Annotated in this window: 22 protein-coding genes and 1 pseudogene; 21 read left to right on the top strand and 2 right to left on the bottom strand. The window is 35.2% G+C overall.

Going from position 1 to position 23386, the window contains the following annotated elements:
• Nucleotides 1-5 precede the first annotated feature (5 nt).
• Complete coding sequence (yicI, locus tag F9279_RS09620) at nucleotides 6-2309, top strand: alpha-xylosidase (RefSeq protein ID WP_152112430.1); 2304 nt, start codon at nucleotides 6-8, stop codon at nucleotides 2307-2309.
• A 37-nt stretch (nucleotides 2310-2346) separates the two neighbouring features.
• The gene (locus F9279_RS09615; protein ID WP_152112429.1) at nucleotides 2347-3807 is read left to right on the top strand and encodes a glycoside hydrolase family 1 protein; all 1461 of its coding nucleotides are present in this window, start codon (nucleotides 2347-2349) and stop codon (nucleotides 3805-3807) included.
• A 375-nt stretch (nucleotides 3808-4182) separates the two neighbouring features.
• Here the strand turns inward: F9279_RS09615 and F9279_RS09610 are convergent.
• Both F9279_RS09610 and F9279_RS09605 read right to left on the bottom strand, forming a co-directional pair.
• Nucleotides 4183-4581 (bottom strand): annotated as a pseudogene (locus F9279_RS09610) (M23 family metallopeptidase); the annotation flags it as partial.
• A gap of 68 nt (nucleotides 4582-4649) precedes the next feature.
• Nucleotides 4650-6032, bottom strand: a complete 1383-nt coding sequence (locus tag F9279_RS09605) for an alkaline phosphatase (protein WP_152112428.1) — start codon at nucleotides 6030-6032, stop codon at nucleotides 4650-4652.
• A gap of 248 nt (nucleotides 6033-6280) precedes the next feature.
• Between F9279_RS09605 and spoIIIAA the strand changes: the two genes are divergently transcribed.
• The 19 genes from spoIIIAA to recN all read left to right on the top strand — a co-directional run bounded on the left by spoIIIAA (nucleotide 6281) and on the right by recN (nucleotide 23219).
• The gene (gene spoIIIAA, locus F9279_RS09600) at nucleotides 6281-7207 is read left to right on the top strand and encodes a stage III sporulation protein AA (RefSeq protein ID WP_152112427.1); all 927 of its coding nucleotides are present in this window, start codon (nucleotides 6281-6283) and stop codon (nucleotides 7205-7207) included.
• A complete protein-coding gene (gene spoIIIAB / locus F9279_RS09595) occupies nucleotides 7208-7723 on the top strand; it encodes a stage III sporulation protein SpoIIIAB (protein WP_152112426.1) in 516 nt (171 codons plus the stop codon).
• A gap of 17 nt (nucleotides 7724-7740) precedes the next feature.
• On the top strand, nucleotides 7741-7947 hold the full coding sequence (spoIIIAC, locus tag F9279_RS09590) for a stage III sporulation protein AC (protein WP_152112425.1): 207 nt from the start codon (nucleotides 7741-7743) through the stop codon (nucleotides 7945-7947).
• Between the two features lie 8 nt (nucleotides 7948-7955).
• Nucleotides 7956-8351 (top strand): stage III sporulation protein AD, encoded by a 396-nt coding sequence (gene spoIIIAD / locus F9279_RS09585; RefSeq protein ID WP_152112424.1) that lies wholly within the window; start codon nucleotides 7956-7958, stop codon nucleotides 8349-8351.
• A 38-nt stretch (nucleotides 8352-8389) separates the two neighbouring features.
• The gene (spoIIIAE, locus tag F9279_RS09580) at nucleotides 8390-9619 is read left to right on the top strand and encodes a stage III sporulation protein AE (protein WP_152112423.1); all 1230 of its coding nucleotides are present in this window, start codon (nucleotides 8390-8392) and stop codon (nucleotides 9617-9619) included.
• Nucleotides 9620-9635: 16 nt separating this feature from the next.
• Nucleotides 9636-10265, top strand: a complete 630-nt coding sequence (gene spoIIIAF, locus F9279_RS09575) for a stage III sporulation protein AF (protein WP_152112422.1) — start codon at nucleotides 9636-9638, stop codon at nucleotides 10263-10265.
• Nucleotides 10258-10911, top strand: coding sequence for a stage III sporulation protein AG (gene spoIIIAG, locus F9279_RS09570; RefSeq protein WP_152112421.1), 654 nt, complete (start codon nucleotides 10258-10260; stop codon nucleotides 10909-10911). Before spoIIIAF ends, spoIIIAG begins: the two co-directional genes overlap by 8 nt.
• A 13-nt stretch (nucleotides 10912-10924) precedes the next feature.
• A complete protein-coding gene (locus tag F9279_RS09565) occupies nucleotides 10925-11473 on the top strand; it encodes a SpoIIIAH-like family protein (RefSeq protein ID WP_193224525.1) in 549 nt (182 codons plus the stop codon).
• A 267-nt stretch (nucleotides 11474-11740) separates the two neighbouring features.
• The gene (gene accB, locus F9279_RS09560) at nucleotides 11741-12223 is read left to right on the top strand and encodes an acetyl-CoA carboxylase biotin carboxyl carrier protein (protein WP_152112419.1); all 483 of its coding nucleotides are present in this window, start codon (nucleotides 11741-11743) and stop codon (nucleotides 12221-12223) included.
• A 14-nt stretch (nucleotides 12224-12237) separates the two neighbouring features.
• Entirely contained in the window at nucleotides 12238-13596 is a 1359-nt protein-coding gene (accC, locus tag F9279_RS09555) for an acetyl-CoA carboxylase biotin carboxylase subunit (protein WP_152112418.1), read from the top strand.
• 15 nt (nucleotides 13597-13611) lie between these two features.
• Entirely contained in the window at nucleotides 13612-14019 is a 408-nt protein-coding gene (locus F9279_RS09550) for an Asp23/Gls24 family envelope stress response protein (protein WP_152112417.1), read from the top strand.
• A 617-nt stretch (nucleotides 14020-14636) separates the two neighbouring features.
• Complete coding sequence (gene nusB / locus F9279_RS09545) at nucleotides 14637-15032, top strand: transcription antitermination factor NusB (RefSeq protein WP_152112416.1); 396 nt, start codon at nucleotides 14637-14639, stop codon at nucleotides 15030-15032.
• Nucleotides 15033-15148: 116 nt separating this feature from the next.
• Nucleotides 15149-16495 carry an exodeoxyribonuclease VII large subunit gene (xseA, locus tag F9279_RS09540; RefSeq protein ID WP_152112415.1) on the top strand — a complete coding sequence of 449 codons (1347 nt, stop codon included), beginning with the start codon at nucleotides 15149-15151 and terminating at the stop codon, nucleotides 16493-16495.
• Nucleotides 16496-16497: 2 nt separating this feature from the next.
• Entirely contained in the window at nucleotides 16498-16737 is a 240-nt protein-coding gene (gene xseB, locus F9279_RS09535; protein ID WP_319020752.1) for an exodeoxyribonuclease VII small subunit, read from the top strand.
• A 3-nt stretch (nucleotides 16738-16740) separates the two neighbouring features.
• On the top strand, nucleotides 16741-17634 hold the full coding sequence (locus F9279_RS09530; protein WP_152112414.1) for a polyprenyl synthetase family protein: 894 nt from the start codon (nucleotides 16741-16743) through the stop codon (nucleotides 17632-17634).
• 393 nt (nucleotides 17635-18027) lie between these two features.
• Nucleotides 18028-19920, top strand: a complete 1893-nt coding sequence (gene dxs, locus F9279_RS09525) for a 1-deoxy-D-xylulose-5-phosphate synthase (protein ID WP_152112648.1) — start codon at nucleotides 18028-18030, stop codon at nucleotides 19918-19920.
• A 7-nt stretch (nucleotides 19921-19927) separates the two neighbouring features.
• Nucleotides 19928-20755, top strand: a complete 828-nt coding sequence (locus F9279_RS09520) for a TlyA family RNA methyltransferase (RefSeq protein ID WP_152112413.1) — start codon at nucleotides 19928-19930, stop codon at nucleotides 20753-20755.
• Nucleotides 20756-21062: 307 nt separating this feature from the next.
• Entirely contained in the window at nucleotides 21063-21512 is a 450-nt protein-coding gene (ahrC, locus tag F9279_RS09515) for a transcriptional regulator AhrC/ArgR (protein ID WP_152112412.1), read from the top strand.
• Nucleotides 21513-21530: 18 nt separating this feature from the next.
• Nucleotides 21531-23219: a DNA repair protein RecN gene (gene recN / locus F9279_RS09510; protein WP_152112411.1), complete on the top strand. Its 1689-nt coding sequence runs from the start codon at nucleotides 21531-21533 to the stop codon at nucleotides 23217-23219.
• Nucleotides 23220-23386: the final 167 nt, after the last annotated feature.

The following is a 23386-nucleotide window of genomic DNA, read 5'->3' as shown; positions in this document are numbered from 1 at the left end:
AATAAATGAAGTTTTTAAACGGTGGCTGGCTAGTAAAAGATGGATTTGAGGTAAACTACGCTACTCATGTATATGGTACAAGACAAACAAAAAATAATTTAACCTTATATACTCCATTTTCCTATATTTCCAATAAAGGAGCTACCTTAGATGGTGGAATGATGACAGTAGAACTCTTTTCTCCACATTTAGATATTATTGGGGTAAGAATGTATCATCACAAAGGTGCAAAAAAGCTGGGTCCTGATTTTGATTTAAACACAAAAGATATTCTACCAGAAATGGTAGAAACCGAATCGGATTATTCTTTTGTATCAGGTGACTTGAGCGCAGTCATAACAAAGGGAGAGAACTTTTCCATTTCTTTTAATTATAAGGAAGCAAACCTTACTGAAAGCAAACCTAGAAGTAAAAGCTACATTAAAGATCCACAAGGCTTTTCCCATATTAGTGAGCAATTGTCACTTGATGTAGGGGAATATATTTACGGGCTGGGAGAACGGTTTACGAATTTTGTGAAAAACGGACAAACAGTTGATATTTGGAATGCAGACGGCGGCACGGGTACGGAGCAGGCGTACAAAAATATACCATTCTATGTTAGTAACAAAGGGTATGGAGTATTTGTGAATTCACCAGGTGAAGTAAGCTATGAAATAGGTAGTGAAAAGGTTTCAAAAGTTCAATTTAGTGTACCTGGTGAGATGATGGAGTATTATGTAATCGGTGGAGAAAGTTTAAAAAAGGTCCTAGAAAATTACACAGATTTAACTGGCAAACCTTCCATGCCACCAGCATGGTCTTTTGGCCTTTGGCTTAGTACATCTTTTTTGACCGACTATGATGAGAAAACAGTGACCTCTTTTGTGGATGGTATGGTTCAGCATGATATTCCCTTAGAGGTTTTTCATTTTGATTGTTTATGGATGAAAGAATATGAATGGTGTAATTTCACATGGGATCAGGAAACTTTTCCAGAACCTCAAAAAATGTTAGAGAGGTTAAAAGCAAAAGGTTTGAAAATTTGTGTATGGATTAATCCATACATTGGGCAGAAATCTCCGTTATTTGATGAAGGAATGGAGAAAGAATACTTTTTAAAGAAAGAAAATGGAGACATATGGCAGTGGGATAAGTGGCAAGCAGGGATGGCTATTGTGGACTTTACTAATCCAAAAGCAACCGAATGGTATCAAGAGAAATTAAAATCATTACTTGACATGGGTGTAGACTGCTTTAAAACAGATTTTGGTGAACGCATTCCAACCGATTGTATATATTTTGATGGATCTTCCCCAGAAAGAATGCATAATTATTATGCGTTTTTATATAACGAAGTGGTATACAACTTATTAGTGGAAGAACGAGGTAAAGAAGAAGCAGTAGTTTTTGCACGCTCAGCTTCTGTAGGATCACAGAAGTTCCCTGTACATTGGGGAGGAGACAGTACTTCTGATTATCCATCTATGGCAGAATCTTTACGAGCTGGATTGTCCTTTGGCTTAGGTGGATTTGGATATTGGAGCCATGACATATCAGGTTTTGAGGCAGGAGCAAATCCTGATATCTATAAGAGATGGACTCAATTCGGGTTATTATCCTCTCATAGCAGATATCATGGAAGCTGGGAATATAAGGTGCCTTGGATTTACGGAGAGGAAGCAGTGGACGTAGCAAGAAAATTCACCAAGTTAAAATTAAGTTTAATGCCTTACATAATAAGTCAGTCTGTATACACTGCAGAAAAAGGGATTCCTATGATGCGGCCAATGGTTTTAGAATTTCCTGAAGACTTAGCAACACATACTCTTGACCGTCAATATATGTTCGGGGATAACCTACTTGTTGCACCAATCTTTAGAGAAGACGGAAAGGTATCATTTTATGTACCCGAAACAAAAGGGGTATGGACAAATTATTTAACAGGAGAAACCTATGAAGGTGGGAATTGGTATGAACAAGTCTATGATTATATGAATCTTCCACTGCTTGTACGACCACATAGTATTATTATTGAAGGTAATTGCAATCAGCATGCAGAGTATGATTACACAGAAAATCCAAGAATCCATGTGTTTGACTTACATGAGAATGAGACACTTCATGCAGAAATTCACACGACAAATGGAGAAAAGGCCGCAAATATCCATTTAATTAAAAAGAATGGGAAATATGAAATTGAAATAGATGGAATTACTCAATATGAAATTGTTTTACATGGAGTGACAGATATTCCACCTGCTCCAGAGATTAAAATTGAAAATCATTCTACTTATATCCATTCATCTCAGAAAACTTTAATACTGTAAAAGTAAAGCATCAATCGATAATTAGAGAGGTGAAAGAATGTACTATAAAAACTTGGATAATTTTCCAGAAAACTTTCTTTGGGGAGCGGCATCTGCTGCTTATCAAATTGAAGGTGCTTGGAATGAGGATGGAAAAGGACCCTCTGTATGGGATTCATTTTCAAAGTTGGAAGGAAAAACTTTTGAAGGAACAAATGGAGATGTAGCAGTAAACCACTATCATTTATATAAAGAAGACGTGAAATTAATGGCTGATATGGGATTAAAAGCTTATCGCTTTAGTGTCTCATGGAGCAGAGTTATACCAGATGGAGACGGAGAAGTGAACGAAGCAGGGCTAAACTTTTATGATAGGTTAGTAGATGAACTACTAAACAATCATATTGAACCAGTGGTTACCCTATATCATTGGGATATTCCTCAATCTATACAAGATAGGTATAATGGATGGGAATCCCGCGAAACCATTACAGCCTTTAAAAAATATTGTGAAGTTTTGTATAAGAAACTAGGTCATAAGGTTACTTATTGGGTGACTATGAATGAACAGAATGTGTTTACTTCCTTAGGATATCGATGGGCTGTTCATCCTCCAGCGGTTACAGATATTAAAAGAATGTATGAAGCAAACCACATCATTAATCTTGCCAATGCAGAAGCAATTAATCTTTTTCATGAGCTTGTGCCAAATGGGAAAATTGGTCCAAGTTTTGGCTATGGACCAATGTATCCATATAATGCAGATCCATCGAATGTGTTAGCAGCTGAAAATGCAGAGGCTTTTAATAATGATTGGTGGTTAGATATTTATTGCAAAGGAACCTATCCGAAATTTGTATTAAAGCAGCTAGTAAGACTAGGAATTGCCCCTACTATTAAGGTAGAAGATGAATTACTTTTAAAGTCTGCTAAGCCAGATTTTTTAGGTATAAATTATTACCACGGTGGAACTGCACAACAGAATCGTTTGGAGTATGAAGAGATAGACAAAGAAAAAAGGTTCTCTAGTACAGATCCCTATTCTATGCAGCCCAAAGAAACGCAGGCACTATCTCCTGAAGTACCAATGTTTAATACAGTGGAGAACCCTTTCTTAAATAAGACTGATTGGGGATGGGAGATTGATCCTGTTGGCTTTCGTGTAGCATTAAGGAGAGTTCAATCCAGATATAATTTACCCATATTTATTACAGAAAATGGACTTGGTGCAATCGATATAGTGAATGAAAATGGAAGTATTGAAGATAATTATCGCATAGAGTATCTAGAGGAGCATATTGTAGAAATGAAAAAGGCAATATCAGATGGAGTAGATATCATTGGTTATTGTGCTTGGTCGTTTACAGATTTGCTTAGTTGGTTAAACGGGTATAAAAAAAGGTATGGATTTGTATTCGTTAATAGAACAGAGCAGGATGAAAAGGACTTAGAAAGGATTCCAAAGAAAAGCTATTATTGGTACAAGAAAGTGATTGAAGAAAACGGATCCTTCTTATAATTTAAATAGAAGAACCCTAAGAGATTGCAGGTTAAACTGCCTTCTTAGGGTCCTTTCTTATATTTAGACCGTACTTGAAGATAGTTGCTTAGAAGAGCATTTTTGGCATATGATACCATCATAAGTTATATCTATATTCTGCATCCATTTCTGAAATTTGACTTACAGTATTTCCTCTATCTTACTTCTCGTTTGCGCTTATTAGTTGGATGGTATTTTAAGTTTTTGCCCAACTATTATAAGATTAGGATTTGTTATGTTATTAAGAGTGGCAATTGCTTGAACACTAGTATGATACATTTTACTTATTTTATATAAAGTGTCTCCTGCTTTCACTGTATAGGTTGTTTCGGTCAATGTTGGTGTTTCCTGGCTTTTGTTTATAAAGGGCAATGGATCAACTGCATTAGACTTCGTACTATTCCATCTTCCAACATGTAATTCAAAGTGCAAATGTTGACCAGTGGATTGACCTGTACTTCCCATTATTCCAATTTCTTGGCCCATAACCACTGAATCTCCTACTTGTACTCTTCTAGATCCACTTCTTAAATGAGCATAAACTGTTTCATACTCTTGTCCGTTTGATTGATGAACAATCATAATGCATTCACCATAACTATTGGAGTAATACGATCTTGATACAGTACCATTTGCACTTGCAACAATGCTATGTGTTCCATTTGAAGCAAAATCCACACCAAAATGACTGTTATTTCCTGTTGGTCTAAAACCATTTGATACATAAGTAACCGTAGTTGGTCTCATAAACATAGTAAAATCACCTCATCATAATATATGAAAAGTGATTTACTATGGCTTGTACACAAGACTATAAAATATTAAAAGCTATAACCCATAATAGAAGCAATTTTCTTAGGGATATCTGTATTGTCTATTACTCCGTGAAACTGATCTGCACCATTTCCGTATGCAAATACGGCAATCATATTACTAGTATGTCCTCCTGTGCTACTTAATTTTTGAGCGGTTCGGTTTGTTACCCCAGCATGATAATGGTTAGCGATCATACTTCCGATATTCCATGCGACATGCTGATCAGGATAAACCTGATCTTTTAGCGGATGTACATGTTGTTGAAATTTCTTTGCTTCTGTATCACTCAACTCTATATGAGCATATTTTTTAAAGACATTTTTGATACTTTTATTTGTATATCCTACTCCATTCTTATTCTTCTGTAATTGACTCACCATATAATAAGGAGAAACTTTAATTTCTTTTAAGCCCTCTATATCCATTGCCTCTGTAGCTGATAATCCCATAGTTTCATGATCTGCTGCCACAATAACCAATGTATCATCTCTTTTTTTGGCCCATTCAACACATTCTTTTACGACTTCATCAAACGCTACTGTTTCCTTCCAGATACCAGTAATGTCTGAGGAGTGAGAGGCATGGTCGATTCGTCCACCTTCTATCATAGCAAAAAAACCTTTGTCATCTGATGAAAGGATTTCTAATGATTTCTGTGTCATTTCTTTCAAGGAGGGTTCGTTAGAGGTTAATTCCTCTTTATCTAATTGAAAGTTTAAATGAGACTCATTAAAAAGACCAAGTAATTGTGTATGATTAGATTTTAGTAATTCCTCTTTTGTTGTTACTACTTCGTACCCTTGTTTTTTATAGGCATCTAATAATGTTAAGCTTCTCTTATCTTTTTTACGAAAGTTCTTGTAACCTCCACCAAGAATTATATCTACAGAGTTCTCCAGTTGTTGTTTGGCTATTTCTTCTTGATCTGCCCATCTATTATTAACACTTGCTGAAAAACTTGCAGGAGTAGCGTCCGTTACAGAATTGGTTGTAATAATGGCTGTTCTCTTTCCATTCTTTTTACTAATATCTAAAATACTATCTTTTACTTGCCCATCTGAGGTAATTCCTATCATTCCGTTCGTTGTTTTCTTTCCGATGGCAAGTGCTGTACCACCAGCTGCTGAATCGGTTACACGATGACTTTCTGAATAAGTATGTGCTAATGCTGTATAGGGAAGGGACTCCATATAAAGACTACCTTCTTTGCCATATTGAAATAGACGAGCTATTTCCATTTGACCTATCCCCATTCCATCTCCAATTAGAAAAATAATATTTTTTGGTGTTTTATTCTCTTTTATTCCAGACGAATTTGCTTGTACCGTACAAGAAGAATAGGTGAAAAGCAGGTAAATGGAAAGAAGAGCAATGATTGATTTTTTCATGATGTATCCTCCAACACTTTTATCCTTAATTATAGTTAGGTTTTGATAATGTACTTTATTTAACCATACTTTATGCAATTGGAAAAAGAATCGAAAAAGAGGAAAGAAAAGTCATATCTCACAAATAAAAGCATACATATTAGTAAGTCTTGATTTGTAAATAGGAGCTCCAGCCAAGAAATGATTAATACAAGCTGTTCTGATCTTTATACGATGGACAAGCTTTAACTAAAGAAGGAGGAATATTTGTGAATTCTATCTACTCGTTTTTGCCTAAATCTATTGAAGAACACATCCTCACAATCCCTCCGTCTAAAAGAAATGGAATAGAAGAGATTAGAGTGCGAATAGGTAGACCACTAGAAGTAAGTATAGGTGGACAATCTGTATTCTTTCCATTTTTGATTACAAAAGAGGAAGGAAATCTCCTACTCAATAAAATCAGTCAATACTCTGTTTATACAATGGAGGAAGAGTTGAAAAGAGGCTATATCACAGTTAGTGGTGGTCACCGAGTAGGTCTTGCTGGAAGAGTGGTTTTAGAAAACAGTCAAGTAAAAGCAATAAGAGATGTTGGGTCATTTAATATCCGTATTGCAAAAGAACAGATTGGAATTGCGAATCCTTTTATTCCATATCTCTACAACAATAATAACTGGTTACATACCATGATTATAGGAGCACCACAAACGGGCAAAACAACCTTGTTAAGAGATATCGCCAGAGTAATCTCTACAGATAATGAGTATAAGAATAGGACTGCTGTAAAAGTCGGGATAGTGGATGAAAGATCTGAAATAGCTGGCTGTATGGACGGTATTCCCCAAATGACATTTGGACCAAGAATTGATGTGCTAGATGCCTGTCCGAAGGCAGAGGGGATGATGATGATGATTCGCTCCATGAGTCCTGATGTATTAGTGGTTGATGAGATAGGAAGAAAAGAGGATGAAGAAGCTATTTTAGAAGCAGTCAATGCAGGCATTAAACTGATCATGACTACACATGGAACAAGTTTAGAGGAAGTAAGCAAAAGACCAACATTAGAAACAATCATAAAATTGGGCATATTTGAGCGATTTATTGAATTAAATAGAAAGAAAGGGCCTGGTACCGTGACAGCGATACGAAATGGACAAGGGCAATTACTTTTGAATGAAAAGAAGGTGACTTAATTGCTGAAAATAATTGGCGCCATCTTAATAATTGCTTCCACTAGTTTCGGTGGTTTTGAATTCTCAAAGGTACTAAGTCAAAGACCTAAGCAACTAAGAGCTTTAAGGTCTGCTCTTCAGTCACTTGATGCCGAAATTATGTATGGTCATACGCCATTACATGAGGCTTGTAGAAGGCTATCAGAACAATTGGCAGAACCATTAAGCTCCTTTTTTAAAAAATTCTCCGATCGTTTGTTAACAGAGGATACCAATGTGAAGGACGCATGGACCGTCAGCCTGGATGAAACATGGAAAAAAACAGCAATGAAAAATACAGAATTAGAAATAATGAAGCAATTCGGTGAGACACTTGGTCGACACGATCGATTTTCTCAACAAAAACAAATAATCTTAACGCTCACTCATTTAGAAAGAGAAGAACAAGATGCGAGAGATTTGCAAGGGAAATATGAAAAGATGATAAAAAGCTTAGGATTTCTATCAGGACTTCTGATTGTTATCTTATTGATGTAGTTTTAGGAGGAGACTGTATGGGCTTAGAGGTCGATATTATTTTTAAAATTGCAGGTGTAGGAATCGTCGTCGCTTTTTTACACACCATTCTCGACCAGATGGGCAAAAAAGAATATGCCCAATGGGTAACATTATTTGGATTTATTTATATCTTGTTTATGGTAGCAAGCATTGTAGATGATTTATTTCAAAAGATTAAGTCTGTATTTCTATTTCAAGGATAAAGGAGGATATCATCATTGAGATTCTTCAAGTAGTTGGAGTTGCTTTAATTTCTACATTTCTCGTCATTATTGTGAAAGAACAGAAACCAAATATTGCTTTCTTACTTGTTGTTTTCGTTGGTTGTGTTATCTTCCTTTTTCTAGTTGATCAGATAGCTGCCATCTTTGACATGGTAGAAAAAATTGCAACAAATGCAAATGTCAATACCGTCTATATCGAGACAATTCTTAAAATAATTGGTATAGCCTACATTGCGGAATTTGCTGTCCAAATCACAAAAGATGCTGGACAAGGCTCTATTGCATCAAAGATTGAACTTGCTGGTAAAATTATTATCCTTGCGATGGCTGTTCCAATCTTAACGGTTTTAGTAGAAACAATCTTAAAACTAATACCTAGCTAAAAAGGATGGAGGAAACCTAAAGTATCTGAGGTGCAAAGATGAAACTAAAACTAAAAATTATACTAATTATAATGGCAGCAACATTCTTCCTATTCAATCCAATTGTACAAGCATCACCTCATGAATCTCTAAATACAGAAGCACCAGAAAATACCGAAGAAGCGGAGTCGATGCTAGATCCAGATGAGCTAGTAAGTACACAAATTGAAAAACTAAATTTAGATGAACTGAAAAGTTTCTGGGATTCTATTATTTCTGAATATGGTGGCTTTTTACCTGAAAGTCAAAAAGGAAGCTTATATGACTTTATTACAGGTGATAAGAAACTAGATTTAGAAAGCTTCTTTCAAGGAATTTTACGGTTTGCCTTTCACGAAATAATTGTGAATGGGAAATTACTAGGTTCTCTCATTTTACTAACTATTTTCAGCGTGTTGCTTCAAACTTTACAAAACTCATTTGAAAAAAGTTCTATAAGCAAAGTTGCTTACTCCATTTGTTTTATGGTTCTTATAATCCTTGCTCTCAATAGTTTTTATGTAGCAATCACCTATGCAAGTGAAACCATTGCAACTATGTCTAGTTTTGTGTTAGCACTAGTTCCATTACTACTTGCCCTAATGGCTGCTTCTGGTGGTGCAGTTTCAGCAGCTTTCTTTCATCCAGTTATACTTTTCTTAATGAATACTAGCGGGATGTTAATTGAAAAAATTGTTCTGCCACTCTTATTTCTTTCTGTACTACTACATATTGTTAGTAGTTTATCAGAGCAATATAAAGTGACACAATTAGCGAATTTATTACGCAATATAAGCATCGGTATTTTAGGGATATTTCTTACTGTTTTCCTCGGGGTTATTTCTGTTCAAGGTGCATCTGCAGCTATTACAGATGGAATTACCATTAAAACGGCAAAGTTCGTAACAGGGAACTTCATACCCGTTATTGGGAGAATGTTTACAGATGCAACAGATACCGTGATTAATGCTTCTCTGCTATTAAAGAATACAGTTGGAATTGCAGGAGTAGTTATTCTTTTGCTGATTGTTACATTTCCTGCAATTAAAATTCTAATGATCTCCTTTATCTATAAATTTGCTGCAGCACTATTGCAACCAATCGGTGGAGGGCCAGTCATTACCTGTTTAGATGTTATTAGCAAAAGTGTTATCTACGTATTTGCAGCACTTGCTGTTGTATCATTAATGTTTTTCCTTAGTATAACGGTGATCATAGTGGCTGCAAATTTAACGATGATGGTTAAGTAGAAAGGAGGGGGAGAATGTGGAATTTATTAAGGAATGGGTAACCAATATCATTCTCTTTATCTTGCTAGCAACTGTCATAGATATGCTTTTACCTAATTCTACTTTTCAAAAGTATACAAAAATGGTGGCAGGTTTATTGCTTCTTACTGTTATTTTAACTCCTGTGTTTAAGCTAGTGAGCCATAACTTTGAGGACATATTAGTGTCAGCAACAAGTAATAAGCGACTAGAAGAAAATATGAATAATTCAATAGAATTGCAAAAAAAAGAAATACAAGCATCACTTGATGAATATACATTAAATAAAATGGCTGTCCAATTAAAAGAGGATGCAAATGAGGAGTTGATAGAAGAGTACGGAATAGAAATAAATTCTATAGCGTTATCCATTGATAATAGTGAGAATGATGTGGGGTTTCCTGAGAATTTAAATAAAATGGTGATTCAATTAAAAGAAAGTAAGGCTCCACAAGATGCAGTGGAAGTTGTCAGTACCATCCAGATTGACACACAGCAACCTCTTCCAAAAAATAATGAGCAATTGGATACAGCTAGCATTGTTTCCTTCCTTTCTGAAAAATGGGATGTTCGTAACAGTGTGATAGAAATTACATACGAAGGAGGGGGGGAAGAGAAGGATGGATAATAAAGAAAAAGGACCATTGAATTTTCTTAAAAAGCTACTATCTAATGATAACAAAGTAAGTAAACAAGGAAAGCTTCCTTATCTAGTAGTGGTTATATTATTTGGTGCAGCCATCATGCTGGTAAGTAATATGTTGCTAGATAAAGATGATCAAGCACAGGAAGTGGCTGCTTACAACGAAGACGAAACTTCAGAAGCAACAGAAGAAACCTTTGGTCAAAAAACTAGTGGGAATCCAAGCAGTATTGATGAATATGAAGAGCAGTATAAACAAGAAATAAAGGACGCAGTAAATGCGATTGCAGGAGTTAAGGATGCAGTTGTTTATGTAAATATAGAAGGAACAGAGAAGAAAGTATATGAAAAAAATACTTCCCAAACCACCCAAAAAACAGAGGAACAAGATACGCAAGGTGGTAATAGGAAGGTAGAAGAAACAACAAACGAACAAAGTGTTGTACTAGTGCCTAGCGGAGACAAAGAAGTTCCATTGGTTGTGGAAACAGTGAAGCCTAGCATTAAAGGTGTACTGGTTGTCGCTAAGGGTGCTGAAGATATAAAAATAAAATCTATGATAGTAGAAGCAGTTACTCGAGCATTGGATGTACCTAGCCATCGGGTTTCTGTACAACCTAAACAAAACTGAGGAGGATTTTCAAATGTTATTAAAAAAACAAACAGTCTGGTTATTAACGATGTTGAGTCTAGTAGTAGTTTTATCTGTTTATTATATTACTTCACCTGATTCTCAATTAAATGAGTTTGCTACTACGGATGAATCGAAAGAAAATGCACAATCTGAGGAAGTAGCAGAAGAGTCAAAAGGAGATAGTACGGTAACAACTACTGATTCTGAAGCAGTTTTTGAGCAAATGCGCCTTGATATGATGGAGAAAAGAGATCAACAAAAAGAAGAGTTAGTTACCATCCAGGGATCTTCTGAAAAAACAGCAGAAGAAAAAAATGCAGCAACAGAAAAAATTGAGGAACTTCAAGAAATTACAGACAACGAAAAGATAATGGAAAGCTTAATTAAAGCAGAAAATTATGAAGATGTATTAGTTCAAACCTCTGAAAATGGTACTGTAAATGTAACGGTAAAAGCAGAAGAGTTATCTGCTGAAGCTGCTAATGACATTGTACAACTAGTAAGAAAAAATATGGATGCACCTAATGCAAACGTAGCAGTTAAAATTGATCCGAAATAAAGGGAATTAATAAGAGCCTAAAGAAAACAAGAATCGTTTTCTTTAGGCTTTCCGTTCGTTTTCTTTATATATGTAATGGAATGATAACGGTTACTTCCTTTGGGTTGTCTAGTATTAGTTATTTTTTTGAGATAGTGGTATGATAAGTATGTAGGGAATAAGATGGAACAAAAACAGGGAGATTTTCAGAAGTTTGTTGAATTATCATAAGGTCTTATCGTATGATATTAGTATCTAGTCCTAATAAGATTTTAAGGGGTGTAACAAATGTTAAAAATAACAGAAGTAAAAGAACTTATAAAACTAATAGATGATTCAAGTATCAGCAATTTTTCATATGAGCAAGATGGTGTGAAGGTAGAAATTAAAAAGAATTATGGAGAAACGGTTCTAGCAGCTCCCGCACCATTAGTAGCTAAACCAGTAATTCAACAAGAGGCAGTACAACCTGCTGTGACAGCTGTAGCTGAAAGCAATAACAAATCTATAGAGCCAGCGCAAGATGAAAACCTACATAAAATTACTTCTCCTATGGTTGGTACCTTCTATCAATCCTCTTCACCAGAATCAGAGCATTATGTGAAGGTTGGAGATAAGGTTTCAAAAGATTCCGTTGTATGTATTGTTGAAGCAATGAAATTATTTAACGAAATTACTGCAGAAGTTGATGGAGAAATCGTTGAGATACTAGTTAAAGACGGCGAACTTGTAGAATACGGTGAACCATTATTCTTAGTGAAGGCGAAGTAAGAGGGGTTAATCGCATGATAAAAAAACTGTTAATAGCAAATAGAGGAGAAATTGCTGTCCGAATTATTAGAGCGTGTCGTGAATTAGATATTCAAACTGTTGCCGTATATTCACAGGCTGATCATGATGCACTACACGTACAAATTGCAGATGAGGCATATTGTATTGGACCAAAAGCTTCTAAAGACAGCTATTTAAATTTTACTAACATCATTAGTGTTGCAACATTAACAGGTTGTGATGCTATTCATCCAGGGTATGGGTTCTTAGCGGAAAATGCTGACTTTGCAGAATTATGCAGAGACTGCAAAATTACGTTTGTCGGACCTAGTCCAGAGGCTATAAGTAAAATGGGAACAAAAGATATTGCAAGAGAAACAATGCGTCAAGCAGGTGTTCCAATTGTACCAGGTTCTCAAGGAATTATTAAAGATGTGGAAGAAGGCGTAGCTTTAGCAAGTGAGATTGGTTATCCAGTTATTATTAAAGCAACTGCTGGAGGCGGCGGTAAAGGGATACGTGTAGCAAAAACGGAAGAAGAATTAGTAAAGGGTATTAATATTACTCAACAAGAAGCTCTAACAGCTTTTGGTAATGCAGGAGTATACTTAGAAAAATTTATTGAAGATTTCCGTCATGTTGAAGTACAGGTATTAGCGGATAATTACGGAAATGTTATTCACTTAGGAGAAAGAGACTGTTCTATTCAAAGAAGATTACAAAAGCTTCTTGAAGAAACTCCATCACCAGTTCTTTCAGAAGAAATGAGAGATATTATGGGTGAAGCAGCTGTTAAAGCGGCTGAAGCAGTAAACTATTCAGGTGCAGGAACAGTTGAGTTTATTTATGATTATCGTGATAAGAAATTCTATTTCATGGAAATGAATACACGTATACAAGTAGAGCATCCGGTAACTGAAATGGTAACAGGAATGGACTTAATTAAAGAACAAATTAAAGTCGCTTCAGGTAAACCATTAGAAGTGGAACAAAAAGATGTAACCTTTAATGGTTGGGCAATTGAGTGTCGTATTAATGCAGAAAACCCTGCAAAGAACTTCATGCCTTCTGCTGGTAAAATTAACATGTACTTACCTCCCGGTGGTTTAGGTGTTCGTGTTGATTCTGCTGCATATCCTGGGTATACCATTCCTCCTTACTACGATAGTATGATTGCCAAAGTAATAACGTATGGTGCAACAAGACAAGAAGCAATCGCACGTATGAAACGTGCGTTAAGTGAATTTGTCATTGAGGGTGTTCATACCACTATTCCTTTTCACTTAAATCTTCTTAATCATGAAAAGTTTGTAGAAGGAAACTTCAACACAAAGTTTTTAGAGATATATGACTTGATGAAATCAGAAGTATAAAAGGAGGAAAGTAACATGAGCGAAACGACAAACTTAGAAATGAATCAAGAGACAAATGGGTTAGGTAAAGTAGAAATTGCCCCAGAAGTGATTGAAGTTATTGCTAGTATTGCTGCTCTAGAGGTAGAGGGTGTAGCTCAGATGAGAGGGAATTTTGCTTCTGGTGTTGTGGAGAAACTAGGAAAGAAAATGCACAACAAAGGAGTTAAAGTAGACTTAAGTGAAGACGGGATTAAAGTGGAAGTTTACTGTGTGATGAACTTTGGAATTTCCATTCCACAAGTGGCACAGCAAATCCAAGATAATATCCGTCAAACCCTAATAAACATGACGGGTTTAATAACTCAAGAAGTAAATGTACACATTGTTGGAGTACAATTTGAAACATCCAAACAAGATTTAGAACTACAACAAGAAATGTAACCTATACAATTTCATTCATTCATTAATAATGGATGAATAGTAGGAATTATAAAAGGCTGGTTTAGGTAAAAAATGAAAACTTACTAAAAAAGATTCACTTTCTTAGTAAAAGATCATTTAAATCCTATCCAGCCTTTTTAGGGCTGTTCATGCTGATGCAAAATTTTAAAAAAGGTACAGCTGGTAGAAAAAGTGATTTAGAGAGAGAATAAAATTTTTATACAGCTGATCTACGTTACAGTGGTGAGACTCCAGTGGGATTAGCGAGACCTCTTTAGGAGCGAGCAACAAAGTGGCTCGTAGATGAGTCCCGTGGAAAGCGACCATTAAGCCTCGGAAAACACAGACTATACAATACGCGGATAAAAATATGGTTACTTTTTATCAATTGTTATAGTTGCAAAGGGTGAACCCTATTCAAAATAAAGATAAAAAGTTGCTAGAAGCATAATAAAAAGCAAAGAATACCATCTAAAGATGATTAATCTACTGTTTTTTATTTGTAAGATAGAGTTTTGTTTTCATTTATGCTATTATTCATGTATTAAAGTAAATTGGTGAAGAATCATCTGACATTAGAAAATTGTCGATGAGCGCAATTCAAAGGAGTTTATATAATGAAGAGAAGAACAGCGAGAGAAAAGGCCCTACAAGCACTATTTCAAATAGATGTTAGTGATATAGATAAAGATACGGCAATTGAGCATGTTTTAGAAGAAGAAGAAAAGAAAGATCCATATCTAACTAAGTTAGTAGATGGAGTATTAAGTCATCAAACTTCCATTGATGAGCAAATAAAAAGTTACTTAGAAAATTGGACGATTGAACGTATTGCAAATGTAGATCGCAATATTTTACGAATTGCAGCATATGAAATTCTTTATGGACAAGATGCAGACGTGCCTACAAATGTGGCAATTGATGAAGCAGTTGAAATTGCTAAAGTGTTCGGAGATGAAAAGTCGAGTAAATTTATAAATGGGGTATTATCTAAGATTAAAAATAATCTATGATGAAAAAATGAATGTATTTCGTTTTTTATTCCCTTTTAAATGCTTATAACAGAGATGAAAAGGGGATGTAGTACGAAAGACTACTCCCTTTTTCATCTGTATAAGGAGATTTTTATATGGATTCAAAGTATTTATCAGTATACGCGCTTACCAAGTACATAAAAAGAAAATTCGACGCTGACCCTCATCTTCACCAAGTAATGGTGAAGGGGGAAATTTCTAATTTCAAACAACACTCTAGTGGTCATATGTATTTTACATTAAAGGATGAGAAAGCAAGAATTCTCGCTGTGATGTTTGCTAGACAAAATCAACAGATGAAATTTCAACCTGAGAATGGAATGAAAGTGCTTGTCAAAGGCAGCATTACGGTTTATGAATCTAGCGGTCAATATCAAATGTATGTACAAGAAATGCAACCAGATGGAGTCGGCGACCTTTATTTGGCTTATGAGCAGTTAAAAGCAAAACTAGAAGAAGAAGGATTGTTTGCTGATACACATAAGAAACAAATACCAAAGTATCCACGTGCTATAGGTGTTATTACATCACCAACTGGAGCTGCTATTAGAGATATTTTAACGACAATTAAAAGAAGATACCCTATTGCAAAAGTGGTTATATTTCCTGCGCTTGTACAAGGGGAGGGAGCTGGCCGCTCCATTGTTCGTGCCATACAAATGGCAAATGAGTTAGAGCAACCTAATATGGATGTACTAATTGTTGGTAGAGGTGGAGGATCTATTGAAGAATTATGGGCATTTAATGAGGAAATAGTTGCTAGGGCAATCTATCAATCAAATGTACCTATCATTTCAGCTGTAGGTCATGAAACAGACTTTACTATAGCAGATTTTGTTGCTGATTTAAGAGCTCCCACTCCAACAGGTGCAGCAGAACTTGCGGCTCCACATGTAGAGGACTTAATGGAGCGATTAATTAATAAACAATCTCGATTAATAAGAGCCATGAAAGAAAAATATGAATTGCAAAAGGTCCGACTTAATAGAATACAACGCTCTTATGCATTTCGCTATCCGAAAGTTTTGTATGATCAAAAGCTAGAGCAATTGGATAAACAAACAGAGCAGTTGTCCCGTTTAATGCTGAGAATTTATGAGTGGAAAATGAATGAACAGGAAGTAGTAACGAAACAATTAAAGAAAAACCATCCGCAACAATATATAGAAAAGGCAAGAACAGATTTAGAGCATTTACAGAAAAACCTAATTCGTAACACAGACCTAATCACAAAAGCTAAAAAACAAGCATTTGGTTCTTTAATTGGCAAAATGGATGCTTTGAGTCCTTTGAAAATATTAGAGAGAGGCTATAGTGTTGCATATGATGAAAATGGGAATTTATTAAGTAATGTTCAACAAATCAAACCTAAAGATCAGGTGGAAATACATTTCTCTGATGGGAAAGTTCAGGCAGAAATTATTTCGATAAAGGAGCGATAAAAGTGGCAAAAGAAATCGAAAAAGAGCAATCTTTCGAGGAAGCAATGGAAGAATTGGAACGTCTTGTTGATAAACTAGAAGAAGGAGATGTTCCTTTAGAAGAAGCAATCAATACTTACAAAAAGGGAATGGAATTATCTAAATATTGTCATGATAAGCTTAAGAATGTAGAAGAACAATTAGCAGAAATAGTCACTGACAATGGACAAAAACAGACTTTTTCTATGCCAGAGGGGGAATAAGACTTGAGTAATTTACCTTTATCTACTTTTACAGAAAAATATAAAAAGGCTTTGGAGCAAGAGCTAAAGAACTCTGTAGAGAACTTAATAGCTCCTCCTATCTTAAAAGATTCTATCCTTTACTCCTTAAGTGCAGGAGGGAAAAGAATTCGTCCCTTATTATTATTTGGAACTCTGTATGCTTTTGAGAAAGATCCGTTAAAGGGGTTATTACCAAGTGTTGCAATTGAAATGATACATACATACTCTCTCATCCATGATGACCTCCCAAGTATGGATGATGATGATCTACGTAGAGGCATTCCTACTAATCATAAGGTATACGGAGAAGCAGTTGCTATTCTTGCAGGCGATGCTTTATTAACATATAGTTTTCAATTAATGGCTAAAATGCCACTGGAGGATATCCCAGCACAGAAATTAATCCAATGTATTCAATTGCTTGCTGAAGCTGCTGGAGCTGAAGGAATGGTTGGTGGACAAATTGCTGATATCGAAGGCGAGAATAAAGAGTTAACAAAAGAAGAATTAGAATACATTCATGTACATAAAACAGGAAAACTCCTTGGTGTAAGTATTGAGATAGGAGCCATTCTTGCTGGAGCAAGTGACTATCAAATTAGTCAGTTAAAGGAGTTTGCTTTCCATTTAGGTTTAGCCTTTCAGATTCGTGATGATATTCTTGATTTGGAAGGGGACGAAGCGGTTATTGGAAAGCCTGTAGGAAGTGATATGGATAATCATAAAAGCACATATCCTAAAATCTTAACAATGGATGGTGCGAAAAGTGAGTTAGATATGCATATTTCTAGAGCAAAAAGTATTCTTCATGAGTTAAACATAAAAAGCTCTATCCTTGAACAAATCACTGATTTGATTGCTTCAAGAAATAACTAATAATAGGAACATAAAACGTAAGTTTAAGCTTCCTTTTAAAAAGGGTATATATACGGAAAGGGATGTCTCTAAAGATTTAGCTTCACTAGTTAATCATCAAGATTTTTCTAGGTGTTGCCGTGTCAAAAAGTGGAGGCATCCCTTTTATGAAACTCCACATACTTTCTTCTTAGTATTTGCCTTATGGCTATATAGAATTACTACTAATATAGGCAGATAAATGGTATAATACATATTTAACTAAGGATAAATAGGAATTTTGCAGAAAAAAGGTATTCTATAGGTAAAAGTATGGCAATGCTTTTAAAAGGAAACTAATACTTAATTGATGAAAACGAATAAATGAATCGTTCATATTTTGGTTATAAATTGAAGGAAAGCGAGTTGTTTGGAATGGATTTAATGTCTATTGAAAATCCATCTTTCTTAAAAAAGCTATCGAATGAAGAGCTACAAGAGCTTAGTAAAGAAATCCGCCATTTTTTAATTAACAAATTATCTACAACTGGTGGACATATTGGACCAAATTTAGGAGTAGTGGAGTTGACGATCGCCCTGCATAAGTGCTTTGACAGCCCAAAAGATAAAATGCTTTGGGACGTAGGGCACCAATCATATGTTCATAAAATTCTTACTGGAAGAGCGAAAGACTTTGATACGTTAAGACAATACAAGGGACTTTCTGGTTTTCCTAAGATGAATGAAAGTGAACATGATGTATGGGAAACAGGTCATAGCTCTACATCGCTTTCAGCAGCAATGGGGATGGCTGTCGCACGAGATATTAAGAAAGAAGATTCTTATGTTATTCCGATCATTGGAGATGGTGCCTTAACAGGCGGTATGGCATTAGAAGCCCTTAACCATATTGGGGATGAAAAGACGAATATGATTGTTATCTTAAACGATAATGAAATGTCTATTGCACCAAATGTTGGTGCTCTTCATCATGTGTTAGGAAGACTTAGAACGGCTGGAAAGTATCAATGGGTAAAAGATGAATTAGAAATGATGCTCAAAAAAATTCCTGCTGTGGGCGGCAAGATGGCAGCAACAGCCGAAAGAATTAAGGACAGCTTAAAATACTTACTTGTTTCTGGCGTGTTTTTTGAAGAACTAGGCTTTACGTATTTAGGACCTGTTGATGGACATGATTATGAAGATTTAATAGAGCACTTAAATTATGCCAAAAAAACAGAAGGTCCTGTATTGCTACATGTAATTACGAAAAAAGGAAAAGGGTTCACTCCAGCTGAAGAAGATAAAATTGGTACATGGCATGGAACAGGACCTTATAAAATTGAAACAGGAGATATCATAAAACCTAAGATAGCTGCACCAGCTTGGAGTAAGCTAGTAAGTGATACGGTTTTACAGTTAGCGAGACAGGACGAGAGAATTGTTGCCATTACTCCTGCAATGCCTGTAGGTTCTAAGTTGGAAAATTTTGCGAAGGAATTTCCTGACAGAATGCTAGATGTAGGAATTGCAGAACAGCATGCAGTAACAGTCGCAGCTGGTCTTGCTACACAGAAAATGAAGCCGTTTTTAGCTATTTACTCTACCTTCCTTCAAAGAGCCTATGATCAAATGTTACATGATGTTTGTCGTCAAAATTTAAATGTATTTATCGGCATTGATCGTGCTGGCCTTGTTGGAGCAGATGGAGAAACCCATCAAGGAATATATGATATTTCCTTTTTAAGACATATGCCGAATCTTGTTTTAATGATGCCAAAGGATGAAAATGAAGGACAGCATATGGTTTATACGGCCATAGAATATAATGATGGACCAATTGCTATGCGCTTTCCTCGTGGAAACGGCTTGGGCGTAAAAATGGATACGACCTTACAAACTATTCCTATTGGTACATGGGAAGTTCTTAAAGAGGGAACAGATGCCGCAATACTTACATTTGGAACGACTATAGAAATGGCAATGTCTGCGGCGGAAGAATTAGAGAATCAGGGAATTCAAGTAAAGGTAATAAATGCGAGGTTCATTAAACCACTTGATGAACAAATGCTGAATGAACTATTAAAAATGCAGATTCCAATTCTTACGGTTGAAGAAGCAATATTACAAGGCGGATTTGGAAGTTACGTACTGGAATATGCTCATGATCATGGATATGGTGGTAATATAATCGATCGTATGGGAATTCCAGATGAATTTATTGAACATGGAGATGTTGCTTCCTTGTTAAATGAAATCAATTTAACGAAAGAAGAAGTAATAAAAAGAATTGTATATATTGCTAGAAAAAAGCAAAAGAGGGCATAGAACATTCATGAAGAAAGAAAGAATAGATGTATTATTAGTAAACCAGGGGTTATTTGAAACAAGAGAAAAAGCAAAACGAGCAGTAATGGCTGGAATTGTTTATCATGATGAAAATCGAATTGATAAGCCTGGAGAAAAAATAAGTGTAGATAGTACCTTAACAGTTAAGGGGAAAACGTTACAATATGTTTCTAGAGGTGGCTTAAAACTCGAGAAAGCACTGAAAGTATTTGATGTGAATATGCAGGATAAAGTGCTGTTAGATATAGGATCATCTACTGGTGGATTTACGGATTGTGCCTTACAAAATGGAGCAAAACAATCTTATGCATTAGATGTAGGATACAATCAACTAGCATGGAAGTTGCGCCAAGATGAACGTGTTATTGTAATGGAAAGAACAAACTTCCGCTATGTTACACCTAGTGACCTAAAAGGAGATATGCCAACAATTTCTTCTATTGATGTCTCCTTTATATCTTTAAAGCTAATTCTCCCGGTATTAAAGACATTATTAGCATCTGAAAGTGATGTCATTGCCCTTGTGAAGCCGCAATTCGAAGCTGGAAGAGAACAAGTGGGTAAAAAGGGAATAGTAAGAGATAGAAAAGTGCATGAATCTGTTCTAGAATATATTATTGATTTTGCAAAAAAAGAAGGATATGTAATTAAAAACCTTTCTTTTTCCCCTATTACAGGAGGAGATGGAAATATTGAGTTTTTACTTCATCTATATTGGCAAGAAGGAACGCATGATGGAGTAAATACTTATGATATAAAAGGGACAGTTGAAGCTGCACATCAAGAATTAAAATCAAAAAAAGAAACAGAATAGTAATGGTCTAAAGGATGGGATACTTGACGCATCTATAATTTGAGTAAGCGGAGAATGATTACTTAAAAAATAGTGCATTAAAGTTCTATCCTTTTTCTTTTATCCATAATTTTTTTTATTTGTTCGAAGGATTAGCTTTGTTTATTCTTGTAAAAATACGAACATTAGGTAAAATAAAGAAGAAGAGAATGATGTCAGATTGTATCGAAATAATGGTTTCTTAGACAGAATGATTTATGAACTGTGTAGTCATTAATGATTATGCTTAAGGTGAATTAATTTCAAAAAAAAATAAAGGATGGAAAAAATGAATAAAGGGCAAAGGCATATAAAAATTAGAGAGATTATCTCTAATAATGATATTGAAACACAAGACGAGCTAGTAGATGAATTGAAAAGTGCGGGCTACAATGTAACACAAGCAACAGTATCGCGTGATATTAAAGAGTTACATCTCGTAAAGGTACCATTACAAGATGGACGATATAAATATAGCTTACCTGCAGATCAACGATTTAACCCCCTGCAAAAGCTGAAAAGAATGCTGTTGGACTCTTTTGTTAAGTTGGACTCTGCAGGTAATTTACTTGTACTTAAATCTTTGCCAGGAAACGCTCAAGCTATAGGGGCTTTAATCGATAATTTAGATTGGGATGAAATATTAGGGACAATATGTGGAGATGACACATGCCTAATAATTTGTCGATCAGACGCCGATGGAAAACAAATAAGTGAACGCTTCCTAGATATGCTGTAACAATGGAGGTATGATATTGTGTTAAGTGAACTATCTATAAAAAACTTTGCCATTATTGATAAATTATCTATTTCCTTTAATAAAGGGTTAACTGTTTTAACAGGTGAGACTGGTGCAGGTAAATCCATTATTATTGATGCTATTAACTTATTAGTTGGTGGTAGAGGATCAGCTGAATTTGTACGCCATGGAGAAGATAAAGCAGAAATAGAAGGATTATTTTATATTGAGGATGGTCATCCTTGTTTTAAGAAAATGAATGAGTTCGGAATTGACATTGAAGAAGGAGCTATTGTACTGAAAAGGGATATAGCTCTTTCGGGGAAAAGTGTATGTCGAATTAATGGAAAGTTAATTACAATCTCTACATTACGAGAAATTGGTGCTACTTTCATTGATATACATGGTCAGCATGAACATCAAGAGTTAATGGATGAAACGAAGCATCTAGGTTTATTAGATACTTTTGCGATGAATGAATTATCTCCTGTTTTATCTGAATATGAATCCATTTATAGAAACTATATGCAAACGAGCAAGAAGCTCACGAGTTTAACGGAAAATGAGCAACAAATGGCACAACGATTGGACTTGCTACAATTTCAATTCAATGAAATTGAACAAGCACAGCTTACATTAAATGAAGATGAAGATTTGCTCGAAGAAAGAAAGAGATTGAGTAATTTTGAAAAAATCTTTGATAGTATTCAGACAGGCTATAATGCGCTAAGAGGAGAACAAAGAGGATTAGATTGGCTTGGAGAAGTGATGGGGAATATGGAGGAAGCCGCTAGTTTAGATACAGAATATAAAGAAATGGCTGAATCGGTTTCCAATAGCTATTATATTTTAGAAGATGTAGCAAGTAAAATGAGAAGTGCTCTAGATTATTTAGAGTATGATCCAGAACGAATTAATACGATAGAAACTCGATTAAATGAAATAAATACATTAAAGAGAAAATATGGAAAAACAGTGGGAGAAATCTTAGAGTACGCTGCCAAAATCGAAGAAGAGCTTGAAACACTTCAAAATAAAGAAACACATATTGACATACTTGAGAAAGAGCTATCTTCTTTGAAAAAAGATTTATTAGTAGAAGCAAATGAGCTAAATTCCTTAAGAAGAAAAGCTGCACAACGACTAACAGATGATATTCATCAAGAGTTAAAAGAGCTTTATATGGAAAAAACGGTTTTTGAAGTAAGAATTCAAATGGACGAAGATCAAGTTTCCAAAAATGGAATGGATTCAGTTGAATTTTATATTTCAACAAACCCAGGTGAGCCTTTAAAACCGTTCTCCAAGATAGTATCTGGTGGAGAGTTGTCTAGAATGATGCTTGCTTTGAAAAGTATTTTTTCTAAACATCAAGGAATCACTTCCATCATTTTTGACGAAGTGGATACAGGAGTAAGTGGAAGGGTAGCACAAGCTATTGCAGAGAAGATACATCATGTTGCATTAGATTCGCAAGTATTATGTATCTCTCATTTACCACAAGTGGCTGCTATGGCAGACACGCATCTGTTCATAGCTAAACAAATACAAGAAGGTAGAACATCTACCTCGGTGTTACCTTTATCACAGCAAGACAAAATTAAAGAAATAGGAAGAATGATTTCTGGCGCAGAAATTACTGATTTAACAAAAAAACATGCAAAAGAGCTGTTAAAATTAGCGCAAAAAGCTAAGACTAAAAGATAGACATTGCCGCCTCTGCAAATGTGCAGAGGTGTTTTCTTTTTTTTAATCTGATTTTAGTAAGTATTTTTCCTAATTTATAATTGAAAGATTTAATATTATCCTCAAGTATTTTTTAACAGTTATAAATGACACAAATACAGGCAAAGTTATATATGTAGCCAAAAAAG

This window comes from Bacillus sp. B1-b2 (assembly GCF_009183415.1).
Lineage (GTDB): Bacteria > Bacillota > Bacilli > Bacillales > Cytobacillaceae > Niallia.
This window is presented reverse-complemented; position numbering and strand designations above follow the sequence as displayed.